Raw genomic sequence first — 25,098 nt, forward strand, 5'->3', positions numbered from 1 at the left:
CGTGGTCTGTGGCACACAGAACACTTTCAGGCAATTGTGGTCTGTGTGCCACAGACCACGGTTTAAAACCTGTCCATATAATGTGTTAGAATACCAAATTCATCTTCACCTGTCTCGTAAAATTTAGCGGAAGACCAACGATAATTTTCAGGTCTATCGGTAAGATTCCATTTTTCTTGCAAAGGATTTAAGTGAATGTATTCTATTTTCTGTTGAACTTTGACTCTTGTGTTCATCAAAACTGCTAAAGGGTCTCTTTGCCAAATTCGATATTGTCTTTCTTTCTCATTTACTTCAAAATATGACAAAACCTTTGGATGATTGAGTTTTAAATCTTTCACTATTTCATGTGCTACCTTTTTGTTAAATGAAGCATGAGGCATTTCTTTACCATTTTTTTTGAGTAATTCCCAAACAACATGTAGATGATTGGGCATAATAACAAAAGCATAAATCTTGATTTGTTCTAATGCCACCAATTCTTGCCAAACAGAGATAATTAGTTCAATGTATTTTTCTTGATTAAACAAACGTTTCCAGTCCTTCACAGTATCAGTCCAAAAGTAAACTTCGTCAAGAAACATTCTTGAATTACGAATACCATATTTTCTAACTAAATCCTCTCTCATGGTTGTAAGGGAGATACGTTTTTATTTTTTGTTGTGCTTTCTTCACCGTGGTCTGTGGCACACAGAACACTTTCGGGTAATTGTGTTCTGTGTGCCACAGACCACGGAGGAACTAAAACCTCAAAAATCAGGAATATAAATAATTTCTCCTCCTTTTAAAGCTGATTCATGCGATAAAATACCTACTGATGTCCAGTTAGCAGATTGTTCAGCATTAGGGAATGGGTCACGGTCTTCTACAATGGCCGAAACAAATTCATGCACAAGATGCGGATGCGAACCACCATGACCAGAACCTTGTAAGAAAGAAAGGTGTTGGTTTTCGTCGGTATCATACACGCCACCAGTTGTAAATACTTGAATTTCTTCTGGTAAGTAATGAGCGTAATCTGGCACAGTTACTTTTTCTGGAATTTCTGCTTCTGGTTTTTTAGCGGTATGAACCACGTGTTCTTCATGTTCAATTAACGACCATTCAAAAGATTTTTTTGAACCATATACTTCAAAACTCTCACGATATTGACGAGCCACATCAAATAATGAACGATACACCAAAGCACTTAAATCTGAATCTTTGAATTTGATATGTGCAGATTCAATGGCAAATGGTGAATTATAATGTTGATGCAATTCTTCACGAATTGTTCCAGAACCAAAACATGAAACATACTCTGCTTGTAATTTTAACAAACCAGCCACAGGACCAACACAGTGTGTAGCATAGTGCATTGGCGGTAAACCTGGCCAATAACCTGGCCATCCGTCCATGTCTTGTTGGTGCGATGCTTTCAAGAATTGTACTTTTCCTAATTCTCCTTTTTCGTATAATTCTTTCACATACAAAAATTCACGACTGTAAACTACCGTTTCCATCATCATGTATTTTTTGCCTGTTCTTCTGGTGGCTTCAACAATTGCTTTACACTCTTCTACAGAAGTAGCCATCGGAACAGTACAAGCTACGTGTTTGCCTGCGTTCAAGGCTTTCAAACTTTGTTCTGCATGGTTATGAATCGGAGAATTGATGTGTACAACATCTACGGCTGGGTCTGCCAATAAATCTTCAAAGCTTGTATAACGCTTTTCGATTCCGAAAGCATCGCCAATCGCATTAAGTTTCTCTTCTGTACGCTGACAAATAGCGTACATATTGGTGTTTGGGTGACGTTGATAAATGGGAATAAATTCAGCTCCAAATCCTAAGCCGACAATAGCAATGTTTAGTTTCATGATTATAAATTTGAGTTTATGAGTCTGTTCTTTAGTTTATGAGTTTAAAGTTTATGAGTCTAAAAGATTTAAGAATTGAGGTTTGTTCATGAGCATATAAACTCATCAACTCATAGACTTCACACTCTTAGACTTGATGAATTCCAAGCTTTCTTTCATTAATGTTTCTTCGTTGTCAAACATTTTTCTCCAAATGTTAGCCACCGCTAATTTTGAACTAAATGCTTCTACTGATAAATAAGCATCGTATTTAATATCTTCCAAAGCCGTGAAAACGTCTGTCCAGTTTACATTTCCTTTGCCAACAGTACTTCTATCATTTTCAGATATTTGTACATGAACCAAATGTTTACTTAATTTCCTGATGGCATCGCCCAAACTTTTCTCTTCAATATTTGCATGAAAAGTATCAAACATGATTTTACAATGCGGATGATTAATGTCTTCAACCAATTGAAATAATTCATCTGCACAAGAAACCAAGTAACTTTCAAAACGATTGAGGTATTCTAAACCTAAAATAATTCCTTTTTCTTGGGCATAATCTGCCAATTCTCTCAGGTTTTCTACCGCCCAATTCCATTCTTCTTGCGTAGCAGGTTTTCCTGTAAAATGACTTAAAGCTGAATGATATGGACCAGTTAATAAATCTGCTCCTAAAACCACAGCACAGTCGATGGCTCTTTTGTTTCTTTCCAAAGTAGCAGCTCTCATTGCTGGGTCTGGACTGATTTGATTGAAATCAGGGCCGCAAATCGTTACTGCAATTCTGTCTAAACCTAATTCATCCAATTTTGTACGCCAAGATTGCCAATGCGTAGAGTCAACATCAAAAATGGGTACTTCAACACCTGTAAAACCAATCGCTTTAATCTGCTCTAACACTGGAAAAAGGTCTTCGTTAATCTCAGTTCCCCATAAGAGCAAATTCATTCCGTATTTTTTCATTTTATCTTTATCGTAAGGTTTTTTGACTGATTTTGTGTTTAAAACACAATTGTATTCAATAATTAATTTTCAGAGTTTGTTAAACCAAATACAGTTTTTGGCTTAAAGAGTATCAAACAGATAAGAATTTTTAACAATACAAAATAATCTAAAAAAAGTCATAAAAATTTCCGCTCTTTTGATTAGTTTTGACTGTATTTTGACATTTTTTTAGTTTATAAAAGTAATTAAAGTAAAAAAATAGGTTTTGAAAAGTCCATTAAATAAAAGTATTGAATCGCCAAATCATTCTTTCACGATGAAAGAGTTGAAAGAACCGTACTTCGACCCCAACTGGCATTTTCATCCACATTATCAATTATTTGTGGTTTTGGAAGGAACAGGTACACGCTTTATTGGCGATAACATCAAACATTTTGAAGCGGGAGATATGGTTTTTGTAGGACCAGATTTACCACATCTTTGGCGAAGTGATGAAATTTACTTTCAGGGTAATCCCGAATTAAAAACGCATGGCATTGTAGTGTATTTTACAGAAGATTTTTTAGGGAAAGATTTCTTTGAAAAATATGAAATGACCAAGCTCAAACATTTCTTTTTGAATGCCAGTCGTGGATTAGAAATCAGCGGAGCATTGCATGACAAGATTCTTACTTTTATGAAAGAGTTATTGCCATTACAAGGATTTGAGGCAATTTTGAAATTATTAGAAATGCTGAATTTGCTAGCCAATTCCAACGAGTATGATTTTATCAGTAGCGTTGGCTATACCAATCCATTTAAAACTTCTGAAACCGAGCGAATGCACAAAGTTCACGAGTACGTGCTGAACAATTATCGTACTTCAATTAACTTAACAGAAGTAGCTTCGTTGGCGGGTATGGCTACGGCGGCGTTTTGCCGTTACTTCAAGGCAAGGACGAATAAAACTTTTTCGGATTTTGTCAGTGAATTGCGGGTTGGCTATGCCTGCAAATTATTGATGGAAGATAAATTGAGCGTCACACAAGTTTGCTATGAAAGTGGGTTTAATACTTTGTCGAATTTCAACAAACAATTTAAGGATTTGAAAGGACAAACGCCTTCGCAATTTAGACTTGCTTTTGGCGATACAACTTTTAAAAAATCTCCTCAATCTTAGCTTCTTTTCCTCTGAAATTAAACGTATCGCCTTTGCCTTTTCCCATCAGTAATGCTCCGATGGGAGATTGTGGCGAAATAATCATGATATTTTCGCCGTCGATTTTACAAATACCAACACTTACAGCCAAAAAGTAATTTCCAGTAGAAGTTTTCAGAAAAGCACCAACAGCTCCTTTTTTGAAAGTAAGATTCATATCAATGCGTTCGACGATGGCTTTTTCTCTTTTAGCTTGTTCGTGCATCAAACCGTGCATATCTCGGTCGAGTTGCCCCATTGCTCTGGACGTTTCGTACTTATCGCCCGCAGACGATTTTGATTCTTCATTGGCAGAAGCCTGAGCTGCCTGCATGGCATCGTAGGAAGTTTGTATTCTTTGGTCTAAAAAATTATTAATATAATCGACAATCTTTTGTTTCATGTTTTAATAGCTCTAGGCTGTCAGCCTTCGGTCATCAGCTTTTTTTAGCTTTGAGCAAAGCACTTTGGGCAAGGACAATTTATAATTCATAATTCACAACTCATAACTCAAAGTGTTTCTCTCCGAATCATATAAAAAGGATTTTTTACTTTTATTTTCTTTTTATCTAACAACAAAGCCGCAGCAGTTCTACCCATTGTTTCAAAGTCAGTTGTGATAACAGTGATGCCTAAGAGTTCTTTTAAGGTAGTTTCGTTGAAAGAAACCACTCCGATTTCATTACCTAAAGTATAACTTGATTGACGAACTTTTTTAACTAATTCAGCCAAATCGTGTTCTTCAACAACTACATAAGCTGTTTGTGGAGTGAGTAATTCTTCATCAACGTTTTCTCTGATGATAAATTCTTTGTGTGCATTTACACAAAAGTAACGAACGCCTCTTACAATATCAGCAGGATAATTACCATCACTCGGAAAAACCAATACAACTCGCTGATACTTAGCAAATAAATCATTGGCACTTTCTAGTGCTTCTGCTACATCACGCTCAAAATCTTGATAGACCGACAAACACTCGTTTTTATATTCTGGTAAATCTTTATCAAGTAAAACCAATTCATCTGAAGGGATTTTCTCCAAAGCCTTCATGGCAATAGCTTTTTCTGAATCTGGAAAAAAATGTGGCATAACTACATAATAGTTGTATTTACCAAGATTTTTATCAATGATTTCATCGAAAAGGCGAGCATTATAATGATGAATTTGTAAGTCAACTGAAGCTTTATCGCCCAATACTTTCAGAAAAGCATAGTAAATTAATTTCTTATAAGAACTTAATTTGTTGAAAATCAACAGGATTCTCATTTTTCTGCTTTCTCCGCTATTCACATAATATCCTTTTCCTTGTACAGAAGTAATAAAGCCTCTTTCTTTTAATTCACGATAAGCTTTTTCTACGGTGTCACGGGCTAAATAATACTCTTCACTGAGTTCACTGATAGATGGAAGCTGTTCGTTTTTCTTCAATACATTGCGTTCAATATCCGAAATAACCGATTGGATTATCTGCTTGTATTTGGGTGTTTTATCGTTTGGATTGAGTTTGAGCTGGTACATGATTCTTTGGAAACTCAGCTTCACACATTTTCTCTAGATAAGAAGCGTTAAGGCTGAGCATTAATTTTACTATACATTACTTTTAATTTAAATCTTTTGAGCAGGGAAGTGCATGATAGTTCCCTTTTGTTTTTGGTTTATCCTTGTAAAATTTTATACGATTCCAAGAAACAAATTTACAAACTATTCTTTCAAAGAACTAGATTTATAATAATTACTCTAAAAATGTTATTCAATTTTTAAGATGATGTTTTGGGGCAATTCTTAGGTTTCGCTTAGATACAAAATATTCATTCTAACAAAAAGCAAACATAAAAAAGGAGTGTTTGCCAAGCAAAATTCAAATATATAATTGATTATGGGAGCAATTTTAGGTGTTATTTTTCACTTTATTGGTGGCTTTGCATCAGGGAGTTTTTATATTCCTTACAAGAAAGTTAGAGGTTGGTCATGGGAAAGTTATTGGATTACAGGTGGTGTTTTTTCATGGTTAATCGTTCCACCTTTAGCGGCTTATCTCACCATTCCAGATTTTACTTCCATTATTTCTAGTAGCGAAGGAAGTGTATTGTTTTGGACTTACGGAATGGGTGTTTTGTGGGGAATTGGGGGCTTAACTTACGGTTTAGGAGTACGGTATTTAGGCATTTCATTGGGTAGTTCTATCATTCTTGGGCTTTGTTCTGTTTTTGGTTCTTTGATTCCTTCGGTATATTATTACTTCAATAAAACGGCTGGAAAAGATACAATCTATGATTTGGTATCTACCAATTGGGGACAAATGGTGTTGCTAGGCTTGGCTGTTTGTGTGTTAGGAATTGTGATTTGTGGAAAAGCGGGTGGAAGTAAAGACAAAGATTTAGCAGGAAAAGCAAGTGCTGAAAATCAGGAGTTTGATATTGTGAAAGGACTTACTTTCTCGATTATCTCTGGTTTGTTGAGTGCTTGTTTTAGTTTTGGTATTGAAGCTGGTTCGGCGATGTCGAATGTTGCAAATGAAATTTGGGTAGCTAGTAATCCTGGACAAGGTGAATTTCTGTATCGTAACAATGTTGTGTATATCGTTATTCTTTGGGGTGGCTTAACCACCAATTTGATTTGGTGTATGTACTTGAATTTCAAGAACAAATCTTTTGGTGATTATACCAATGCTGAAACGCCTTTATTGAAAAACTATATATTTAGTGCCATCGCAGGCACAACTTGGTTTTTACAATTCTTCTTCTACGGAATGGGCGAAAGTAAATTAGGAAACGGCCCAAGCTCTTGGATTCTCCACATGGCATTCATTATTTTAGTTGCTAATTCATGGGGATTAGTATTGAATGAATGGAAAGGCGTTTCTAAGAAAACTTTAACTACAATCATCGTAGGTATTTTAACGATTGTACTTTCGGTATTAATTGTAGGTTATGGTAACTCTTTGAAAGGTTAAAGAAATAAAAAAATATAAAAAAAGGAGCATCAGATTGAAAAATTTGATGCTCCTTTTTTTTATGTTAAAATATTATCTTGTGGTAATAAATATTTGTACTAAACGATGAAATTTTTTGATAAATGTCTTTTTTTAGCTCAAATATTTTTTTTGATTAAAATTGGTATGTTATTTGACTTATTTATTATGATAAATGAAGGATATTATACGTTAATATTTATTTAAATATGAAATGCGTCAAATATTTTTTTTTTAATAATAGTAGTATCTTTGAGTAAGATGACAAATTTTTTATCCAATTACAGATAAAATTAGCCTAAGGTTTTATCTGAAAATAAAAAATTTGAGATGAATAAATCCAAGTTTGTTCGTCAATATCTGCAAAATTGGTTTGATGTAAATTGTGAAATTTCCTAATCTCAATAATTTCCTAAGCTTTACTGACTATGAAAACCCAACAAACTGTATTCAAAAACAATCAATGGAAAACAATCTCTGAAAATGAAGGCTTTGTTGCCTCAAATGCTAATTGGGTATTAGTATTTGGTGAACGCATTGTTTTAGAGACTATCAAACCTTTTGATTATCTTAAAAATCTTTATCCTAATGCCGATATTGTTATTAATTCAACTTCTGGAGAAATCTACCAAGATTCAGTACACGATGACTCAATCATTGTAACTGCCATACAGTTTGATAAAACCTTGGTAAAAAGCGTTGAAATAGACATTAATTCGCACCATGAAAGTGGTATTGCAGGTGAAAAAATAGCTGAAGCTTTAGCGGGAGACGATTTGAGAACAATTTTTATTATTTCGGATGGAGCAAGAGTAAATGGAAGTGAATTGATAGCCAGCTTAAATAAAAAGACAGATGAAGAAATTCTGATTTCTGGAGGTTTGGCGGGTGATGCAGCAAGATTTGAAAAAACCTTAGTTGGACTAAATCATAATCCTGAAGAAGGAAAAATTGTTGCGATAGGTTTATACAGTAAAAATCTCAGTGTTGGGCATGGCACAATGGGAGGTTGGGATGGTTTTGGTCCTGAACGTGAAGTAACAGAATCTGAATACAATATATTATATAAAATTGGGGATGTAGCCGCTTTAGATTTATACAAAGAATACTTAGGGAAATATGTGGAAGGTCTTCCAGGAGCAGCTTTACTCTTCCCTTTATCAATGCGTGAAACCGAAGATGCAGAACCCGTTGTAAGAACTATACTTTCTATTGATGAAGAAAAGAAAAGTATGACTTTTGCAGGAGAATTACCAAAAGGCTCTTTGGTTCGTTTTATGAAAGCAAATTTCGACCGTTTGATTGACGCTTCTGCAAAAGCTGCTCAAGATTCAATTCAACCTTTTGGAGCTTCGCCAGAATTAGCAATTTTAGTGAGTTGTGTAGGTAGGAAACTTGTACTTGGGCAAAGAACTGAAGAAGAAGTAGAAGCGGCTCGTGAAATAATGGGCGATGAAACCGTAATAACAGGGTTTTATTCTTATGGCGAAATATCACCATTAAACTCTAATGCTCGTTGTGGCTTGCATAACCAAACCATGACAATCACCACACTTTCTGAAAATTGATTAGAATGAATAATACAACATTTCACAGATTACTTGCCAAGCAAATCAAAAAACATTTGACAGACGAATGTCTGGAAAATGAAAATTTTCAAAATTTTATTAAAGCAGTTAATGAATCTTACTTGAGCTTTGATAGAGATAAGGAACTGTTTGAACATTCATCTCAATTGAATGAAAGAGATTATGCCGAAATCAATAATAAGCTCAAAGATGAAATCAAACAGAGACGTCTTTCTGTAGAAAAATTGATTGAAGCGATTTATTCTTTAGAGGTAAGTGAAGAAACAGAAGAAAAACCTTTAAATCCTGATGATATGTTAGGATTGATGGATTTCTTGAAAGTTCAAATTGATAATCGCAAGCAGCTTGAAGCAGATTTAAGAAAATCAAAAGAATTAGCAGAAGCAGCTACTCAGGCAAAATCGGAATTTCTTTCAATGATGAGTCATGAAATTCGCACGCCTCTAAATGCCATTGTGGGGCTTACTTATTTGATGCAACAAGAAGAAGTATCAGATTCATTGGCTGAGAATTTGAAAATCCTTCAATTCTCAACGAATAATTTGCACGTACTTATCAACGATATTTTAGATTTCAGTAAAATTGAAGCAGGAAAAGTTGAGCTTGAAAGAGTGCCATTCGACATTAAACAATTGGTTTCAAACATCAAGAAGGCTAATCAAATAAAGGCTGAGGAGAAAGGGAATAAAGTGAGATTAATGATTGATGATGATGTACCAAATGTTTTGATTGGCGATGCCTTGCGATTGGGGCAAATTATCACAAATTTAATTTCAAATGCGGTAAAATTCACCAAAAATGGAAGTATTACGATAGAACTTTCTCAACGCCGCCGTACTGCAACTCATGTTACAATTGACATCTCTGTTATTGATACTGGAATAGGTATTCCTTTAGATAAACAGGCGATGATTTTTGATAAATTTACGCAGGCGAATTCAGAAACTACTCGTCAGTTTGGTGGTACTGGTCTTGGGCTTGTCATCACAAGAAGTTTGTTGCAGTTGCACGGAAGTGATATTCATCTTGAAAGTGAAGAAGGTAAAGGTTCAACATTTTACTTTACTTTAGACCTTGAAATAGGAACAGAATTAAGAACGAAAGTAAACGAAGCACACACAGAATTATTGAATGAGAATACGCTGAAAGGCGTAAAAGTACTTTTGGTAGAAGATTATCCAATGAATATCAAAGTTGCTACCAAATTCTTGGAGCGTTGGCAAATTGTAATTGATGTAGCCGAAAATGGGCAAATCGCTTTGGATAAATACGAAAGAGGAAAATACGATGTGATTTTGATGGATATTCAGATGCCAGTATTAGATGGTTACACGGCTACAGCAAGAATCAGAGAAACAGATACAGATACTCCAATTATTGCTTTGACAGCCTCTGCAACACTCAATAATCAAGACAGAGCATTTTTAGTTGGGATGAACGATTATGTAACCAAGCCTTTCAACCCCAATGAATTATTCCAAAAAATTGCAAAATATAGTTATCGATAGATAATAGAAATACTAATAAAATTAAAAGGCTCAACGAATTTTTCGTTGAGCCTTTTAATTTTATTGTGCTAATAATTTGTCTAATTCTGCTCTCAGCACAGGAACACTTTCGGCTAATTTTACTTGAAATAAGCTCCACATGTATTGTAAACTTTCATACTCTGGTTTTTCTTTTGCTCGATTTTCAATGCCAATTAATGATTGCTCCAGTTCTGTAAGCCCAACCATTCCTAATGTTGGTTTTAGTTTATGTGCCAGCTTTCTTAGGGCTTCCCAATTTTGTTGATGAATTAAGTTAGATATTTCTTGAAAATCAGGCAAAACATCATCTAGGAAAGTCTGAAAAATATCAGCAGCATATTCTCTGTCATCACCATAAAGGTCGGTTAGTCGTTCATTATCAAGGAAAATATTGTTTTCGTAAGTTTTCGTAGCAGTATTTTCTTCATCTGGAACCATTACAGCATATTCAGATTTCGTATTTACATAATTCTGAATAACACTTAATAAATGGTTAGGTGAAAATGGTTTAGTAACGAAATTATCCATTCCAACTTCAAATGCCTTATTCTTTTGGTCGAGCATGGCAGATGCCGTCAGAGCGATAATTGGCGTATTTTGATTCGGATTTTTGGTATTTCGTATCGTAATTGTCGCTTCATATCCATCCATATTTGGCATTTGGATGTCCATCAAAATAATATCAAAACGTTCTTTTGATGCTTTATCGACTGCTTTTTTACCATCAGAAGCTATTGTATAAGTAAAATGCCATTTGTTTAATAAACTGCTGATGTATTTTTGGTTCATCGCATTATCTTCTGCAACAAGTATTTTGCAAGATTCTAAGCTACGGTCAGCCTCTTTAATTACATGGTTATTTTTAACGACTTCATTCTTAGACCTTTGGAAAGGCAACGTAACCGTGAAAGTAGTACCATCACCTTCTCTACTTTTTACAAGAATGCTACCGCCTTGAAGCTCAACTAATTGCTTGGTAATGGCAAGTCCTAGCCCAGTTCCTTTATGTTTATGACCTTGTTCTGAATCTACTTGTTTGAATTTTTGGAAGATTAAATCCAATTTATCTGCTGGAATTCCGATACCTGTATCTGAAACTTTGAATTCAATCCAGCAAGTTTCATCTTCTTCTTTTAAAAGCTTAACCATTACATCAATACTGCCATGTTCTGTAAACTTTTCAGCATTGCCTATAATATTCAACAAGATTTGGTTTAGGAGTAAATCATCTCCTAAATAATTACCAGTGATTTTGACATCCGTCAAAAGATTAATTTCAACAGGGCTACTATCCAGTTTTATCTGGAAAACTCTTTGAATTGTGCGTAGCAAACCAACCAAATCGAACGGATGCTTGTGAATTTCTATTCGTCCTGCTTCTATCTTTGCCATATCAAGTAAATCTGAAATAAGACTGTGTAAAAAGTCAGCTGATGTTTTCAAGATGTCCAAGTATTCAAATTGTTCATTTGTTGGACGAGTATCAAACATCAAGTGTGTCATCCCAATAATAGCATTCAGCGGAGTACGAATCTCATGACTCATGTTTGCCAAGAATTGCTTTTCAGCCTGTCTGGCTTCTTCTGCAACTTCTTTCGCTTTTTCTAGTTCTTGTTCTAGTAATTTTCTCTCAGTGATGTCATAATGAATACCCATTGAGGCGACGGTAACACCGTTTTCGTCTATAATAGGAGCACCACTGATTAATACCCAAATAGGAGTACCGTCTTTTTTAATTAAGCATAGCTCATAAGAGCTTGCTTCTCCTTTTTCACGTTCTTCTTGCTTTTCGTTTACTTTCCCTTTTTCGTCTTCGGGTAAAAATAATTCTTTGGCGTTCTGCCCTACAAGTTCTTCATTGGTGTAGCCCAACATTTCGCAGAAACGATCGTAAGCTCTTAGAATTTTATGGTTTTTGTCAACTTCCAATAAGCCGAGTTCCATATTATCCAAAATACCTCTGTACTTTTCTTCGCTTTTACGAAGACGCTCATGAGCAAAATGTTTATCTGTTACATCTGAAAAATTATATAAATGACCTCTGTATTGTCCTTCAATAAAAATTGGAATATAGTCTCTTTCAAATATTCTACCATCGACCATCTCAAGTCGTTCATCAACAACAATTTCTCTTTTTTCTAGCACTTCAGTTACTCTGCTAATGAAATTTTCAGGGTCTTTGAAGTGCCCTTGAATTTCGTCAGCTAATGAAACACAATTCATCCCAATAAGGTCGGAAGGAGATAAATTGATTGCAAATAAATCACAAAAAAGCTGATTGACTAAAATGATGGTACGATTTTCGTCTTCAACAAGTATTCCTTTTTGAAGATTAGAAATAAAATTGCTAAATCTTGCTTGAGTAGCTCTAAGAGTATCTTCTGTTTTTTTGCGTTCAGTAATGTCACGGGCAACTGCTACCAATTCAATAGACTCGTCATCGTTTTCGATGCGTCGTACATTCTGCCCAATCCAAACAAGATTACCGTTTTTAGCTTTAATTGGAAATTCATTATAAGTACTTTCTTCCTTATTCTGAACCATTTCCGCATAAAAATTAATGAGTGCTTCCTGATAGCTTGGTAAAACTAAAGTAGAGAAGTGACGACCAATAATTTCTTCTTCAGAAAAGCCTAATCTTTCTTTGATAACTGGATTGACATAAGTAAAAATGCCATCAGTAGAAATTTTATAAATAATATCTTGAACAGATTCTATTAAGTGGCGATATCTTTTTTCAGTCTTTTTTAGTTCATCAACAGAACTTTTTACTTGTTGTTCAAGATTTTCGTTGAGCATTTGCAATTGTTCGCTGGTCTCGTAGAGTTCCAAAGCCTTTTTTTCCAAGATAATCTCGGTTTGCTGATGAGCTTGTTTTTCTAGCTCTATTTGGCGTTTGAGCTTTTCTATTTCTTCCATATTAATTTTTACACAATCAAAAGTTTTACCTCAACTTACTTATTAAGTATCAACTCATCATAAATTATTCCAAAATATCATTTTGATGATTTTTCTGATACTTTTCTTTACTTAGGCTACAAGTTGAAGCTTTTACTCAATTTTTATAATGAATTATAAATGATTAATGCTTTTTAGTACTCAATATTTGGGGTCAAAAGATATCTATTTTAATAAAATATTCAGGAGTAAAAATGGCTTGTGGATATAGCCAGTTCAATACCCATTCATGTTTTCTACATTTTATAATTAATTGAAGCTTTTGTAGGAAGATAAATTGTGAGAATATTTCGCATTTTACCGAATTAAGCAAGTACATCAATGCTGTTTTGTTTTTATAAAATGATGATAATTCAAATAAGTAAATCTTGCTTGCTTTGCTTTAAATTGCTTTCAAAAATTGAAAACGTGAAATAACGAAATCTAATTTAGGATTAAGAGTGAAACACTTGTTGTTCGTGAATCTTCGAGATTATTTGAAAAAGGTTCAAGTTAAATATCAATGGTTTTATTATGTTAAAAATTTGATGAAATTTAGCAAAATTTTATCAAAAAAAATGTGTAGCAACAATAATTGTATAAATAAAATATTAAAGTTTTATTTTTTCTTTTCTGCAATTAAAAGAGCAATTCTGATTTTATGGTATTCGAACCTAGCATCCATGGCTTCAAAGAGTGGCTTGATAGGATCTCCTTTTTTTACATTCATTATTTTTGCGGCTCCAATAATCTGTTGGTATTCTGTTTCAGTTATAAATGCTGAAATATTAATATCTTCGCCGTCTTCATACAATTTTGCAAGGTGTGAAAAAATCGTGACTGGATTCAAATTTCGCTGTTCTGCAATTTCTTCTACTGACAAGCCTTCTTTGTATAACTGAAAAGTATAATGAAAAGTATCAATGCCAGTTGATGTACTTCCTTTCGGAATTGTTCTCAGAAAATCTCTGATTTCTTTTAAAAATACTTCTCCGAATTGTCGATACTTTTGTTCACCAACGCCCGAAACGTTGAACATTTCTAATTGATTCAAAGGCTTTTTTTGTGCCATGTCCGAAAGTGTCGCATCCGAGAAAACCACAAATGGCGGAATATTTTTTTCATCAGCAATTTGTTTTCTGAGTACTCGCAGGCGTTCAAAAAGTTCATCTTTAATGATTTCTCTTTTCGATTTTTCTTTCGGAATATTGGCTTCACGTTCGGCTTGTTTTTCTTCAAAAGGTCGGTAACGCACCAACTGTACTTTTCTGCCTTCCTTTAAAATTGCCCAAGAAGCATTATTGAGCTTGTAAGCATGGGCTTCGTCGTAAGCAATATCCATCACGCCCGAATTCAACATTTGCTGTAAATAGTCTGCCCATTCGTCTGCTTTTAATTCTTTCCCAGCACCAAAGGTTTTGATTTCGTGATACTTATGTTCAATGATTCGTCTATTGTTCGAACCTCTCAGAATATCAATCAACATACTCATCGCAACATTTTCACCAGTTCTGGCAATGGCTGAAAGGGCTTTTTGGGCAATCAGCGTAGCATCAAAACGGATGGGCGGATTTTTACAAACATCGCAATTACCACAGTCGTTTGTAACCTCTTCGTTAAAATAGCTCAAAAGGATGCGTCTGCGACAAATTTCTGCTTCGGAGTACTGCTTCATACGGTCGAGTTTGGCTACTTGTACTTCTTTCATTTCCGCAGGAAGTTCAGAATTTGCAATCATATCTTTTCTGACCAATAAGTCATTGTAAGTATAAAAAAGCAAAGTGTCTGATTTTACGCCATCACGCCCAGCACGACCAATTTCTTGATAAAAACTTTCTACATTCGAGGGCATCGAATAATGAATTACCCAACGCACATTCGATTTATCAATACCCATTCCGAAGGCAATTGTGGCTACAATTACCTGAATATCATCTTGAATAAATTGATTTTGTACTTCTGAACGTTCTTGTGCTGGCATTCCAGCATGATAATACTTGGCATTGATGCCTACTTTCCGAAGAGCTTCAGCTACGGTTTCGGTATTTTTTCGACTCAAACAGTAAATAATTCCACATTGTCGAGGACGCTCAGTAATGAAATTTTGAATGATTTTAATACGATTTCGCCCCGCTTGTACGGAAAGCGAAAGGTTGGGTCTATCAAAAGATGAAATAAATATTTTAGCCTCTGGAATTCCCAGTTGTGTCAGAATATCTTTACGAGTTACTTTGTCAGCAGTAGCCGTTAAAGCAATCATCGGAACGTTTGGAAGTGCTTTCTTCAAAACACTCAATTTTGTATATTCTGGTCTGAAATCATGTCCCCAAGTAGAAACACAATGCGATTCATCAACGGCAAAAAGACTGATATTAAGCGAAAGTATCCACTCTAAATATCCTTGCGTAAAAAGTTTTTCAGGCGAAATATATAAAAGTTTTAGTTCACCATTTCTGCATTGGCGTTCTATGGTACTTTGTTCCTGAGAAGTAAGGGAAGAATTAACATACTCTGCCGCAATGCCGTTCGCTTTTAGGGCTTGCACTTGGTCGTGCATCAGGGCAATTAATGGTGAAATTACCAGCGTTAAACCTTGCATCACCAAAGCTGGAATTTGAAAGCAAAGTGATTTCCCACCACCCGTTGGCATCAACACCATAGCATCTTGCCCGTAAAGTACCCAGTCGATAATTTCAGCTTGTAATGGACGAAAGGCATTGTAGCCGTAATATTGTTTTAAGATTTGTTCTTTGGTGAGTGACATGAAGTATAAGAAGTTTAAACGAAATTACAATTTTCATTTAACTTTTTAGGCAAAACTAAGGCCTATCTATTACATTTGATAATATTTTATATAAAAGCATATTAAATAAATAATCATTCTCATGAATTTTAATATTGATTTAAAAGAGCTTTCTACTCGTGAAAGTGAAAGAGTAGAATGGAAAGAAAATGGAGATAATGTCAATATTGTAAATAGTATTGTTAAAACTATTTCAGCTTTTGCTAATGATATATCAAATTTTGGAGGAGGTTATGTCGTTTGTGGGGCAAAAGAAACAAAAGACGAATATGGTTTTCCTAAAGTTCAATATACAGGTCTATCAGCTAATAAATTAAAGGAAATAGAAGGTAAAGTAACTCAACATTGCAGAGATTATGTTAGTCCCACGATTGCTCCGATTGTTCACGAAATCAACAATCCATTTGATGCCAGTACCAAAGTGTTGGTTTTTGTGATTCTTGCTACTTCTGAGGCGCATAGTTACAGAGATGGGACGACTTCCAATTACTATGTTCGTATCAGTAGAGAAACAAAAGAAGCAAGAAATGGTGTACTTGCTCAGCTACTTATTAAGAAACAGAAATTAGAGTATTTTGATAAAAGAGTAAACCCAATTGCTACTCAAGCAGACATTGATATTCTTTTTTTTCGAGACATTTTACAAGAAATGAGTCTTCTTTCTCCTGAAAAATCTTTAGAAGATTATTTTTCAGATAGAGAGCAAATTGCAGAATTAGTTGTGCCATTATTTGCAAAAATCAACTTGGATAATATACTTAGACCAAGGAATTTTACAGTACTCATATTTGGAAAGAAACATAGTATTACAGTATTTTATCCAGAAGCATATACTATTTTTTCAATTTATAAAGGAGTTGATAGAAGTGAACCTACTGCTGAAAGATATACTCTGACTGGCAATATTATTGAGCAAGCAAAAAAAACTATTGAACTCTTAAACACACAATCTTATACAGCTTTCGATAAAACAAGCCATAAGCCTAATCAGGTAAAATATCCAATGAGAGCCTTGCAAGAGGCTGTAGTTAATGCTATCGTACATCGAGACTATGAAATTCCTGAACCAATTCGTATTACTGTATTTACTGATAGAATTGAAATCAAATCTGCAGGCTCACTTCATTGGGGAGTTGATAAAGAAAAGTTTTTGAAAGGAAAAGCAAGCCCTAAATGGAGAAATCAAAGTTTTGCTTATTTATTTAATAAATTACAGTTAGCTCAGTCAGAAGGACAAGGAATTCCCACTATTTTTAGAACGATGAAAGAGGAGGGGTGCCCTGAGCCTATATTTGAAATTGAACCTGAGAATGTTACTTGTATTCTTCCTGCACATCCTCGACATCAAATTATTAGAGAACAACAAGAGATACAGGATAAAATAATTTTAGAAAAGTATCAAGAAGCTAAAGAACAAGTATTAACATTATTAGATAAGGATTTATATAATTTTAGGACTATTGACCTTTATTGTGAAATAATTACTAAGCTTAGACAACCTCAAGATTTATTCAACCTCTTAGAAACTAAAAAAGTAGATTTCTATTCTGTAAATCCTAATACATTAATAAATATTGCAGAGATTTTAAGTTATGATAGAGATAATATTCAATATCAGGCAGTTGCTAATCGAGCATTATCAGTTGCATTGTCTGGCAAAATTGAAGAAAGTCAAATTATAAAAGCTGTTGTAAGCCTCAAAAAAATTGGAGAGCCAGAAGATGTTGTGAAGTTTGTAAGTGATGCAATAAATAAATATCCTAATTTAACTAACAATACTACACTATTAGAAAAAAGAGCTACTTCAAAAATGGACTTAGCGAAGAAATGTATTAATACTGCTAAAGATCATCAAAGTAACCCTAAAACAAAGGCAAGAGCATGGGAAATGTGTCGACAGTTATTAGATGAGGCAGAACGTGATTTATTATTTGCTATGAATAATGCTGAAAGTCTTACTGAGAAATCCTTTATTGACAAGGATATAAAATTTCTTGAAAGTATGAAGAAAGTATCAAAAAAACCGAATAAAAAATCTTTTTAAGAAAATTATGTATTAAGACTTCTTTGATTAAAATATAATGACAAAAACAATAAACATTAATCCGCCAGTTCGTAAGTTTTTGGCGGCTGATTTTCAATTAAGCACTTGGGAAAGTGTAAAACCTTTATTCGATAATTTGGTAGAACGTTCTATTGATAACGTGGACGATTTACGCAAATTTTTTACCGACCGCTCTGAATTAGAAAGTTACCTTTCGGAAAACTTCGCTTGGCGTTATATCAAAATGACTTGCGATACGGGCGATAAGGAAATTAAAGCTCATTTTGACCAATTTGTGACGGAAATTCAACCACATTTGGCTGAATACGATGATGTTTTAAACAAAAAAACACTTGAAAGTCCGTTCTTGGATGAATTAACCGAAACTGGTTTTGACATCACGATTAGAGGAATGAAAAAATCGACTGAGATTTTTAGAAATGAAAACATTGCTCTTTTTACCGAAATCCAAAATCTGTCAAGCCAATACCAAGCAACGGTAGGAGCAATGACGGTTGAATTGGACGGGCAAACTAAAACACTTCAACAAGCAGGTGTTTTCTTGGAAAATACCGACCGTACTTTAAGAGAATCTGTTTATAGAAAAATTCAGGAACGTCGTTTTCAAGACCATGAAAAGATGGACGAAATTTTCAATAAACTGACAGCTTTGCGTCATCAGATTGCTTTGAATGCAGGTTTTGAAAATTACCGTGATTACTCTTTTGCCGCTTTAAAACGCTTTGATTATACTCCTGCCGATTGTTTCAATTTCCACGAAGCGGTGGCTGAAACCATTGTTCCAATTTTAAATAATGTAGCGACTGAGCGTAAAAATGCTTTACAAGTAAGTGAGCTACGTCCGTGGGATAAATCTGTGGATGCACAAGGTCGTGCGGCTTTGCATCCCTTCAATGGTGGCGAAGATTTATTGAACAAAACCATTGAATGTTTCACCCAATTAGACCCATTTTTAGGCGAATGCCTAAGTATTATGAAAGAAATGGGTCGTTTGGATTTGGAATCAAGAGTAGGCAAAGCTCCTGGCGGATACAATTATCCTTTGGAAGAAACAGGTTTCCCATTCATTTTTATGAATGCTTCGTCGCTGATGCGTGATGTAATTACGATGCTTCACGAGGGCGGTCATGCGGTGCATTCAATCGTAACGAAAGATTTGATGTTGAATACTTTCCGTAATTTTCCTTCGGAAGTAGCAGAATTGGCTTCGATGTCGATGGAATTGATTTCGATGGATTTCTGGAACGTGTATTTTGATAACGAAGAGGAATTGAAACGTGCTAAAATTCAACATTTAGAAGATATTCTCAGTACACTTCCGTGGGTAGCGACGGTGGATAAATTCCAACATTGGATTTACGAAAACCCAACGCATAGCGTAGAAGAACGCACAGCGGCTTGGCTAAGTATTTATGAGAAATTTGCAGATTCAGTAACGGATTGGTCTGGTTTAGAGGATTATAAATCTTGGATGTGGCATCGTCAATTGCATATTTTTGAATTACCCTTCTATTATATCGAATATGGAATTGCTCAATTAGGAGCGATTGGCGTATGGAAAAATTATAAAGAAAATCCACAAAAAGGTTTGGAAGGTTATTTAAACGCTTTGAAATTGGGTTATACCAAACCGATGAAAGAAATTTATGCGGCAGCCAATATTCCTTTTGATTTCTCGAAAGAACATATTGCTTCACTAATGAATTTCGTTCAAGCTGAATTAGCGATTTTGAAGAAATAAGCACCTTAAAGTATTTTTCAAAAAGTTTCTGGAATATTAATATTATCAGCTTATTGAAAGACAAACGATTAACGGATTTCAGATAACTGATAACTTGTACGAAAGTACTTATAAACTAAAAAATCCCTTCTAACAACGTTAAAAGGGATTTTTTTATGTTCTAAGCAAGGAAAACTACACCTTGATTTCAACATCAACACCTGAAGGCAATTCTAATTTCATTAACGCATCAACTGTTTTTGGAGATGATGAGAAAATGTCAATTAAACGCTTATAAGTACATAATTGGAATTGCTCACGAGCTTTTTTGTTTACGTGTGGTGAACGCAAAACTGTGAATTTCTCAATTTTAGTAGGCAAAGGAATTGGACCTGAAACTACTGCACCTGTAGCTTTAACCGCTTTCACGATTTTCTCAGCCGATTTGTCCACTAAAGTGTGGTCAAATGACTTCAATTTGATTCTGATTTTTTGATTCATTGTATTGGTACGTTAAAATTTGTAATTCCCGTAACGAAAGTACCATTAGCTTCATTTTCGGGACTGCAAAATTAGTGAATTTATTAATATTCAGAACGATAAGGGTAAAAAATATTCTGAATTATTCTTTAGGCATTTTATTAATAGGATTACTTTGTTGTGCGGCTTTGTTGATAACTACATTTTCTGCTGAAGTTAAAAGCCATTTTCCAGCTTTATTCACAAAAACCATCAAGGCTAAGTTTTCTGCTTCTTTGTAGTAATTACCATTGGGCGAAGTATAAGCTCCCATGTGCCAATAGAGATGAACAACCGCTACGTCGTTGGTAATAAATCGGGTATGTACACTTGTTTTGCTCAAAGGTGTGTTCTGAAACATTACTTTATGAAAAACCTGATGGGCATATTGTACTTCTTTTCGGTTTTTCCACCACATCCCTACCACATTTACCCAGTCGGCATCTTCGGTAGCATACTCTTTCATGTCGTCGTAATTGTGATTATTCCAACTATTAATTACGGCATCGACTTGTTTTTCGATAGCCATTTTGTCTTGTGAATGGTCTTGAGCAAAGCCAGAAGATAGGCTTGTAACCCAGAAAAAGGAGAGGAGTAAAGATTTCATAATCATGTTTTTTTAAGTTTATGATTACAAAATTAGGCTGAGGCTTTGCCTAAGAATAGTACAAATGCGACATCTTTGGCGATAAGTTAATCGTCATAAAATTGACTTCCGAGATAGTATGGAGAATTTTTGAATTCATCTTCGATAACGGAAGGCGAGATTCCACAGAAAGCTTTAAAGTCTCGAATTAAGTGCATTTGGTCAAAATAGCCACATTCGTAAGCAATTGTTGTCCATTTGCTATCAGGAAATTTTTCTTTTAATGTCCAAGCCTTTGCGAAGCGTGTCATTCGGGCGAAAAATTTGGGTTGAAGTCCCAAGCGTTGTAAAAACAAACGTTCTAACTGGCGAGTACACACACAAGCTTGCGAAGCTACTGTATCAATATTTACCAAACCTCCACTTTTACTTATTAGCGGTAATACATCATCCAGCGGAAGTTTAGGTTTTAGTACTTTCAACTTGCTCAAAAGGAAGTTTTGAACAATTTCGAGCGACTTTTCTAAAGAAGTCGTTTCTTGTAATTGTTCAATTATGAATTTGATATTTTTGTCTAAAAAATAAGCGCTTTCTAAAGATTCATCCATAATCATTTCGGTCATAGGTATCCCTAATAAACGATATAATCCGCCCGGCTGAAAACCTACTTTAATTGTAAAATTCCGATGAGGCATTTTCAATTTTATCCGATTTACTTGCGGACCAACCAGAATACTTTGTGGGAGAATTACCTTTTTCTGGCTGGTTAAATATTCACTTTCTGGTACTTCAAAAGGATAAAAATAAAGGCATTGTTCGGCCAAAGGAGGAAACGAAATCGTAGGTGGTTTTTCATGTAGAGGAATGTCTAATTGAAAAACCATGATGTTATTGACAAACTCTCGCAGAGCTGGATGTGGCTGAAAAACCTTGTAAAACATACCTTTATTTTGAAAGAATAATCAGATTCAATATGACATTACTACTCTAAAAGTATTTACTGAACAGTGAATGACGCTTGTCAATAATTCAGTATAAGTATGAAATTTAATATTCTGTATATTGTTGATTATCATAAAGATAGTTAATTTTTTCAAAAAAAGATAAAAATATTTTCCAACTATTTTAACAAGAGGAGGGTCATTGGTGAAACAAACTTTAAAAAAATATCATGAAAAAAATCATTTTAAGTTTATTCGTAGCCTCTATTCTATCTTCATGTGCATTGGAAAGTACACCTTACATTCCGACGTTTTATATCAATGAAAACTTCAATACTTCTATAGAAGGTTGGAAGGGGGACTTCGCTGATTATCCAGTTGGTGAAGAGAATTTTTACGAATTAAAGTACAGTCAAGCCAAGTTGCCAATGCCTTTGGATACTACTAAAAAAGCACTTAGAATTTCTGGCAATAACCACAGTGACGACTTGTTTATGTTCTTGAGCCGAAAGTATTCAGGGCTGAAAGCTAATCAAAAATATACGATTAGCTTCGAAGTAGAACTTGCCTCTAATGCTCCTTCAAATGCTGTTGGTGTGGGTGGTGCACCTGGTGAGAGTGTTTATTTTGGTTTAGGTTTTACGACAATTGAACCTAAAAAAATACTTGACAGTACTTCGAAGCATTATACCATGAATATTAAAAAAATGCAACAAGCTACTAATGGAGATGATATGAAAGTTTATGGTAATATTGCGAATGGTACAGATAAAAGCGAGTACAAATTAATTAGAAAAACAGGAGTAGCTACTGGTAAAACTGATGCAAATGGAAACCTTTGGCTGATTTTGGGAACAGATTCAGGCTTTGAAGCTACCACGACTTTGTACTACACTCGTTTGGCTGCAACAGTTCAAGAAGTAAGCGGTAACATCTAAATTTTCTTACAGTTCTGCTGTATTCATCCCAATTTCAGAAAGTACTCGGATAAATTCTTCGTTCATCGGAGCAATAATTCGGGTACTTTCTTTGGTAAAAGGATGTTCAAAAACTAATTCTTTGGCATGTAAAAGCATGGTGTGTAAATCAAATTTCTCTTCAAACATTTTATTATGTTTGCATTCGCCGTAGGTTTTATCACCAATTAAATAATGCCTCAATTGTGCAAAATGCCTTCTGATTTGGTGCATTCTACCTGTTTCGGGCGAGATTTCTGCTAAAGAATATCTTGAAGTTGGATAACGACTTACTTCTATCTGGAGTTCTACTTGTTGTAAACATTTAAAGTGCGTAATCGCATCTTGAAAACCTCCTTTTTCTCGCTCCAATGGTCGGTCGGTCATACCCGATGCTGGCAAATAACCTCTTACCAAAGCCAAGTATTTTTTCTGAATGGTGTGTGCTTCAAATTGCTTTTTTACTTCTTTGTCGGCTTCGGAAGAAAGAGCAAAAAGTAAAACGCCCGAAGTTTTGCGATCTAATCTATGGCATGGACTTACCCAACAATTCAACTGGTCACGGAGTAATTGTAAGGCAAAAACACTTTCATCGGCAGCGATAGAAGAACGATGGACTAATAAATTATGCGGTTTGTTAATAGCAACAAAATGTTCGTCTTGAAAAAGTATTGGAAGTGGCGGAAATTCTTGGGACATTCAGAATAAGATTACAAAATACTTCTGCAATTTACGACGCTTTTGTTGAAAGCTTATGCTAATTATGAATGATGAGTTATGAATTATAAATTTCGGTACTGTTACAAAGTAATTGAATCTATACAATCATGTCGTTTTTACGAGGGAACTTATTTTGTCTTCTTACATAAATTCTGTAATTTCAAGAGAAGCAAAAATTTGATAGTATATTTAAAAACTAAGATTTTTCAAATATATCATAAAGCTTTCACGATGAGAATAGTACCAAAGATTACTTTCCTATTTGAATCATGATTTGTAAAAGTTAGTAAAATTAAGCAGTAGTGGCAAACCCTTGCGGTTGCCGTTTCGAGTAAGGCAACCGCAAGGGTTTGCCACTACACAAAAGATTAGTTTAAGTACTTTGTAAGGTTATATTTCATCATTCAAAACTCATAACTAAAAAAATCCTTCACTTCAAACAATGCCAAATCTCTCCAAACGTCAGTTTCTTAAAACATTTACAGGTATTTCTGCGGTTTCAATGATTGATATTGAAAACCTTTTAGCTAAATCTGCACAGATTCTAGCCCAAAAATTGGCGGAAGATGAGGCTTTTTGGCAACAAATCAGAACAGCCTACAATTTCACGCATGATTTTATTCATCTCGAAAATGGCTATTATTCTTTGGCTTCCAATGAAGTATTAGAGGCTTACATTCAGCATATTCGTGATGTCAATAAGGTTTCTTCTTATTATATGCGTACTCGTCAGTTTGATGATAAATTGGTTTCCAGAAAACAATTGGCGGAATTATTGGGCTGTTCGCATGAAGAATTGATTATTACCAGAAACACCACTGAATCTTTGGACACGATTATCGCAGGATTTTCTTGGAAAGAAGGCGACGAAGCCATCATGGCGGAGCAAGATTATGGGGCAATGTTGGATATGTTTAAGTTACAAGCTCGCAGATATGGCATCGTTAATAAAATGGTTTCTGTACCGAATCATCCAAAATCAGATGAAGAAATTGTGGAGGTTTATGAAAAAGCCATCACACCTAAAACTCGTTTATTGATGATTTGTCATTTAATAAATATTACAGGACAAATTTTGCCAGTAAAAAAAATCGTAGAAATGGCACATCGTCACGGCGTAGAAGTAATGGTGGATGGCGCTCACGCTTTCGGGCATTTAGATTTTAAAATTGAAGAACTTGGCGGTTGCGATTATTATGGAAGTAGTTTGCATAAATGGCTTGGCAATCCGCTTGGAGCTGGAATTTTGTATGTGAGGAAAGATAAAATCAAACAAATTTGGCAATTGTACGGCGATATGGGTTTTGCCGATGATGATATTCGCAAGCTAAATCATACTGGAACAATTCCCGTAGCAACAGATTTGGCGATACAAGATGCCATTAAATTTCACCAAAAAATTGGTATTCAACGCAAAGAAGCACGTTTGAGATTTCTTCAAAAATACTGGACAGATAAAGTACGTGATAACCCGAATATTATCTTGAATACTCCAAAAGAAATAACACGTTGTTGTGGCATTGCTAACGTAGGCGTAAAAGGGAAAACGCCTTCGGAATTATCGAAGCTACTTTTTGAAAAATATAAAATCTTCACGGTAGCGATTGCAAACCCCAAAGCTGATGTAATGGGCGTAAGAGTAACGCCACATTTATACACAACAACAGCAGAATTAGATGTTTTTGTGAAGGCATTGGCTGAAATTGCTGGTTAAAATTTAATTATCAAAAAAAGGGTTAGCAATTCACACGCTAACCCTTTTTTGATAATTATTAAATGATTTTGGACAAGAT

19 protein-coding genes are annotated in these 25,098 nt (G+C 34.7%); 8 read left to right on the forward strand and 11 right to left on the reverse strand.

The window, feature by feature from the left end:
• Nucleotides 1–62: 62 nt before the first annotated feature.
• The 3 genes from VB776_RS05760 to VB776_RS05770 form a co-directional block, all read right to left on the reverse strand.
• A complete protein-coding gene (locus VB776_RS05760; protein ID WP_323326910.1) occupies nt 63–629 on the reverse strand; it encodes a transposase in 567 nt (188 codons plus the stop codon).
• Nucleotides 630–749: 120 nt separating this feature from the next.
• Nucleotides 750–1,859 (reverse strand): Gfo/Idh/MocA family protein, encoded by a 1,110-nt coding sequence (locus tag VB776_RS05765; RefSeq protein ID WP_323326912.1) that lies wholly within the window; start codon nt 1,857–1,859, stop codon nt 750–752.
• Between the two features lie 105 nt (nt 1,860–1,964).
• Entirely contained in the window at nt 1,965–2,807 is an 843-nt protein-coding gene (locus VB776_RS05770; protein ID WP_323326914.1) for a sugar phosphate isomerase/epimerase family protein, read from the reverse strand.
• 247 nt (nt 2,808–3,054) lie between these two features.
• On the opposite strand from VB776_RS05770, the gene VB776_RS05775 reads away from it, so the two are divergent.
• On the forward strand, nt 3,055–3,948 hold the full coding sequence (locus VB776_RS05775; RefSeq protein ID WP_323326916.1) for an AraC family transcriptional regulator: 894 nt from the start codon (nt 3,055–3,057) through the stop codon (nt 3,946–3,948).
• On the opposite strand, the gene VB776_RS05780 is transcribed toward VB776_RS05775, so the two are convergent.
• Together VB776_RS05780 and VB776_RS05785 are read right to left on the reverse strand one after the other, a co-directional pair.
• The gene (locus tag VB776_RS05780) at nt 3,926–4,369 is read right to left on the reverse strand and encodes a transcription elongation factor (RefSeq protein ID WP_323326918.1); all 444 of its coding nucleotides are present in this window, start codon (nt 4,367–4,369) and stop codon (nt 3,926–3,928) included. The genes VB776_RS05775 and VB776_RS05780 overlap by 23 nt on opposite strands.
• A gap of 107 nt (nt 4,370–4,476) precedes the next feature.
• Nucleotides 4,477–5,487: a GntR family transcriptional regulator gene (locus VB776_RS05785; protein WP_323326920.1), complete on the reverse strand. Its 1,011-nt coding sequence runs from the start codon at nt 5,485–5,487 to the stop codon at nt 4,477–4,479.
• 358 nt (nt 5,488–5,845) lie between these two features.
• Here VB776_RS05785 and rhaT point away from each other — a divergent pair, with 358 nt between their 5' ends.
• The 3 genes from rhaT to VB776_RS05800 all read left to right on the forward strand — a co-directional run bounded on the left by rhaT (nt 5,846) and on the right by VB776_RS05800 (nt 10,037).
• The gene (rhaT, locus tag VB776_RS05790) at nt 5,846–6,922 is read left to right on the forward strand and encodes an L-rhamnose/proton symporter RhaT (RefSeq protein ID WP_323326922.1); all 1,077 of its coding nucleotides are present in this window, start codon (nt 5,846–5,848) and stop codon (nt 6,920–6,922) included.
• A 446-nt stretch (nt 6,923–7,368) separates the two neighbouring features.
• Nucleotides 7,369–8,508, forward strand: a complete 1,140-nt coding sequence (locus tag VB776_RS05795; RefSeq protein WP_323326924.1) for an FIST signal transduction protein — start codon at nt 7,369–7,371, stop codon at nt 8,506–8,508.
• Between the two features lie 5 nt (nt 8,509–8,513).
• A complete protein-coding gene (locus tag VB776_RS05800; RefSeq protein WP_323326926.1) occupies nt 8,514–10,037 on the forward strand; it encodes an ATP-binding protein in 1,524 nt (507 codons plus the stop codon).
• 60 nt (nt 10,038–10,097) lie between these two features.
• On the opposite strand, the gene VB776_RS05805 is transcribed toward VB776_RS05800, so the two are convergent.
• Both VB776_RS05805 and recQ read right to left on the reverse strand, forming a co-directional pair.
• A complete protein-coding gene (locus VB776_RS05805; RefSeq protein ID WP_323326928.1) occupies nt 10,098–12,977 on the reverse strand; it encodes a PAS domain S-box protein in 2,880 nt (959 codons plus the stop codon).
• Nucleotides 12,978–13,614: 637 nt separating this feature from the next.
• Entirely contained in the window at nt 13,615–15,759 is a 2,145-nt protein-coding gene (gene recQ, locus VB776_RS05810; protein ID WP_323326930.1) for a DNA helicase RecQ, read from the reverse strand.
• 121 nt (nt 15,760–15,880) lie between these two features.
• Between recQ and VB776_RS05815 the strand changes: the two genes are divergently transcribed.
• On the forward strand, nt 15,881–17,842 hold the full coding sequence (locus VB776_RS05815) for an ATP-binding protein (RefSeq protein ID WP_323326932.1): 1,962 nt from the start codon (nt 15,881–15,883) through the stop codon (nt 17,840–17,842).
• Between the two features lie 37 nt (nt 17,843–17,879).
• A complete protein-coding gene (locus tag VB776_RS05820; RefSeq protein WP_323326934.1) occupies nt 17,880–19,604 on the forward strand; it encodes a M3 family oligoendopeptidase in 1,725 nt (574 codons plus the stop codon).
• A 174-nt stretch (nt 19,605–19,778) separates the two neighbouring features.
• Here VB776_RS05820 and rpsJ read toward each other — a convergent pair whose 3' ends face one another.
• The 3 genes from rpsJ to VB776_RS05835 form a co-directional block, all read right to left on the reverse strand.
• Nucleotides 19,779–20,084: a 30S ribosomal protein S10 gene (gene rpsJ / locus VB776_RS05825; RefSeq protein ID WP_184135098.1), complete on the reverse strand. Its 306-nt coding sequence runs from the start codon at nt 20,082–20,084 to the stop codon at nt 19,779–19,781.
• A gap of 121 nt (nt 20,085–20,205) precedes the next feature.
• Nucleotides 20,206–20,709, reverse strand: a complete 504-nt coding sequence (locus VB776_RS05830; protein WP_323326936.1) for an SgcJ/EcaC family oxidoreductase — start codon at nt 20,707–20,709, stop codon at nt 20,206–20,208.
• An 86-nt stretch (nt 20,710–20,795) separates the two neighbouring features.
• On the reverse strand, nt 20,796–21,629 hold the full coding sequence (locus VB776_RS05835; protein ID WP_323326938.1) for a helix-turn-helix domain-containing protein: 834 nt from the start codon (nt 21,627–21,629) through the stop codon (nt 20,796–20,798).
• 230 nt (nt 21,630–21,859) lie between these two features.
• Between VB776_RS05835 and VB776_RS05840 the strand changes: the two genes are divergently transcribed.
• Entirely contained in the window at nt 21,860–22,567 is a 708-nt protein-coding gene (locus VB776_RS05840) for a hypothetical protein (protein WP_323326940.1), read from the forward strand.
• A 6-nt stretch (nt 22,568–22,573) separates the two neighbouring features.
• Here the strand turns inward: VB776_RS05840 and VB776_RS05845 are convergent, their stop codons facing one another.
• Complete coding sequence (locus tag VB776_RS05845) at nt 22,574–23,284, reverse strand: pseudouridine synthase (RefSeq protein ID WP_323326942.1); 711 nt, start codon at nt 23,282–23,284, stop codon at nt 22,574–22,576.
• A gap of 463 nt (nt 23,285–23,747) precedes the next feature.
• On the opposite strand from VB776_RS05845, the gene VB776_RS05850 reads away from it, so the two are divergent.
• Nucleotides 23,748–25,019 (forward strand): aminotransferase class V-fold PLP-dependent enzyme, encoded by a 1,272-nt coding sequence (locus VB776_RS05850; protein WP_323326944.1) that lies wholly within the window; start codon nt 23,748–23,750, stop codon nt 25,017–25,019.
• The last annotated feature ends 79 nt before the right edge of the window (nt 25,020–25,098 follow it).

The organism is Arcicella gelida, assembly GCF_034931025.1.
Lineage (GTDB): Bacteria > Bacteroidota > Bacteroidia > Cytophagales > Spirosomataceae > Arcicella > Arcicella gelida.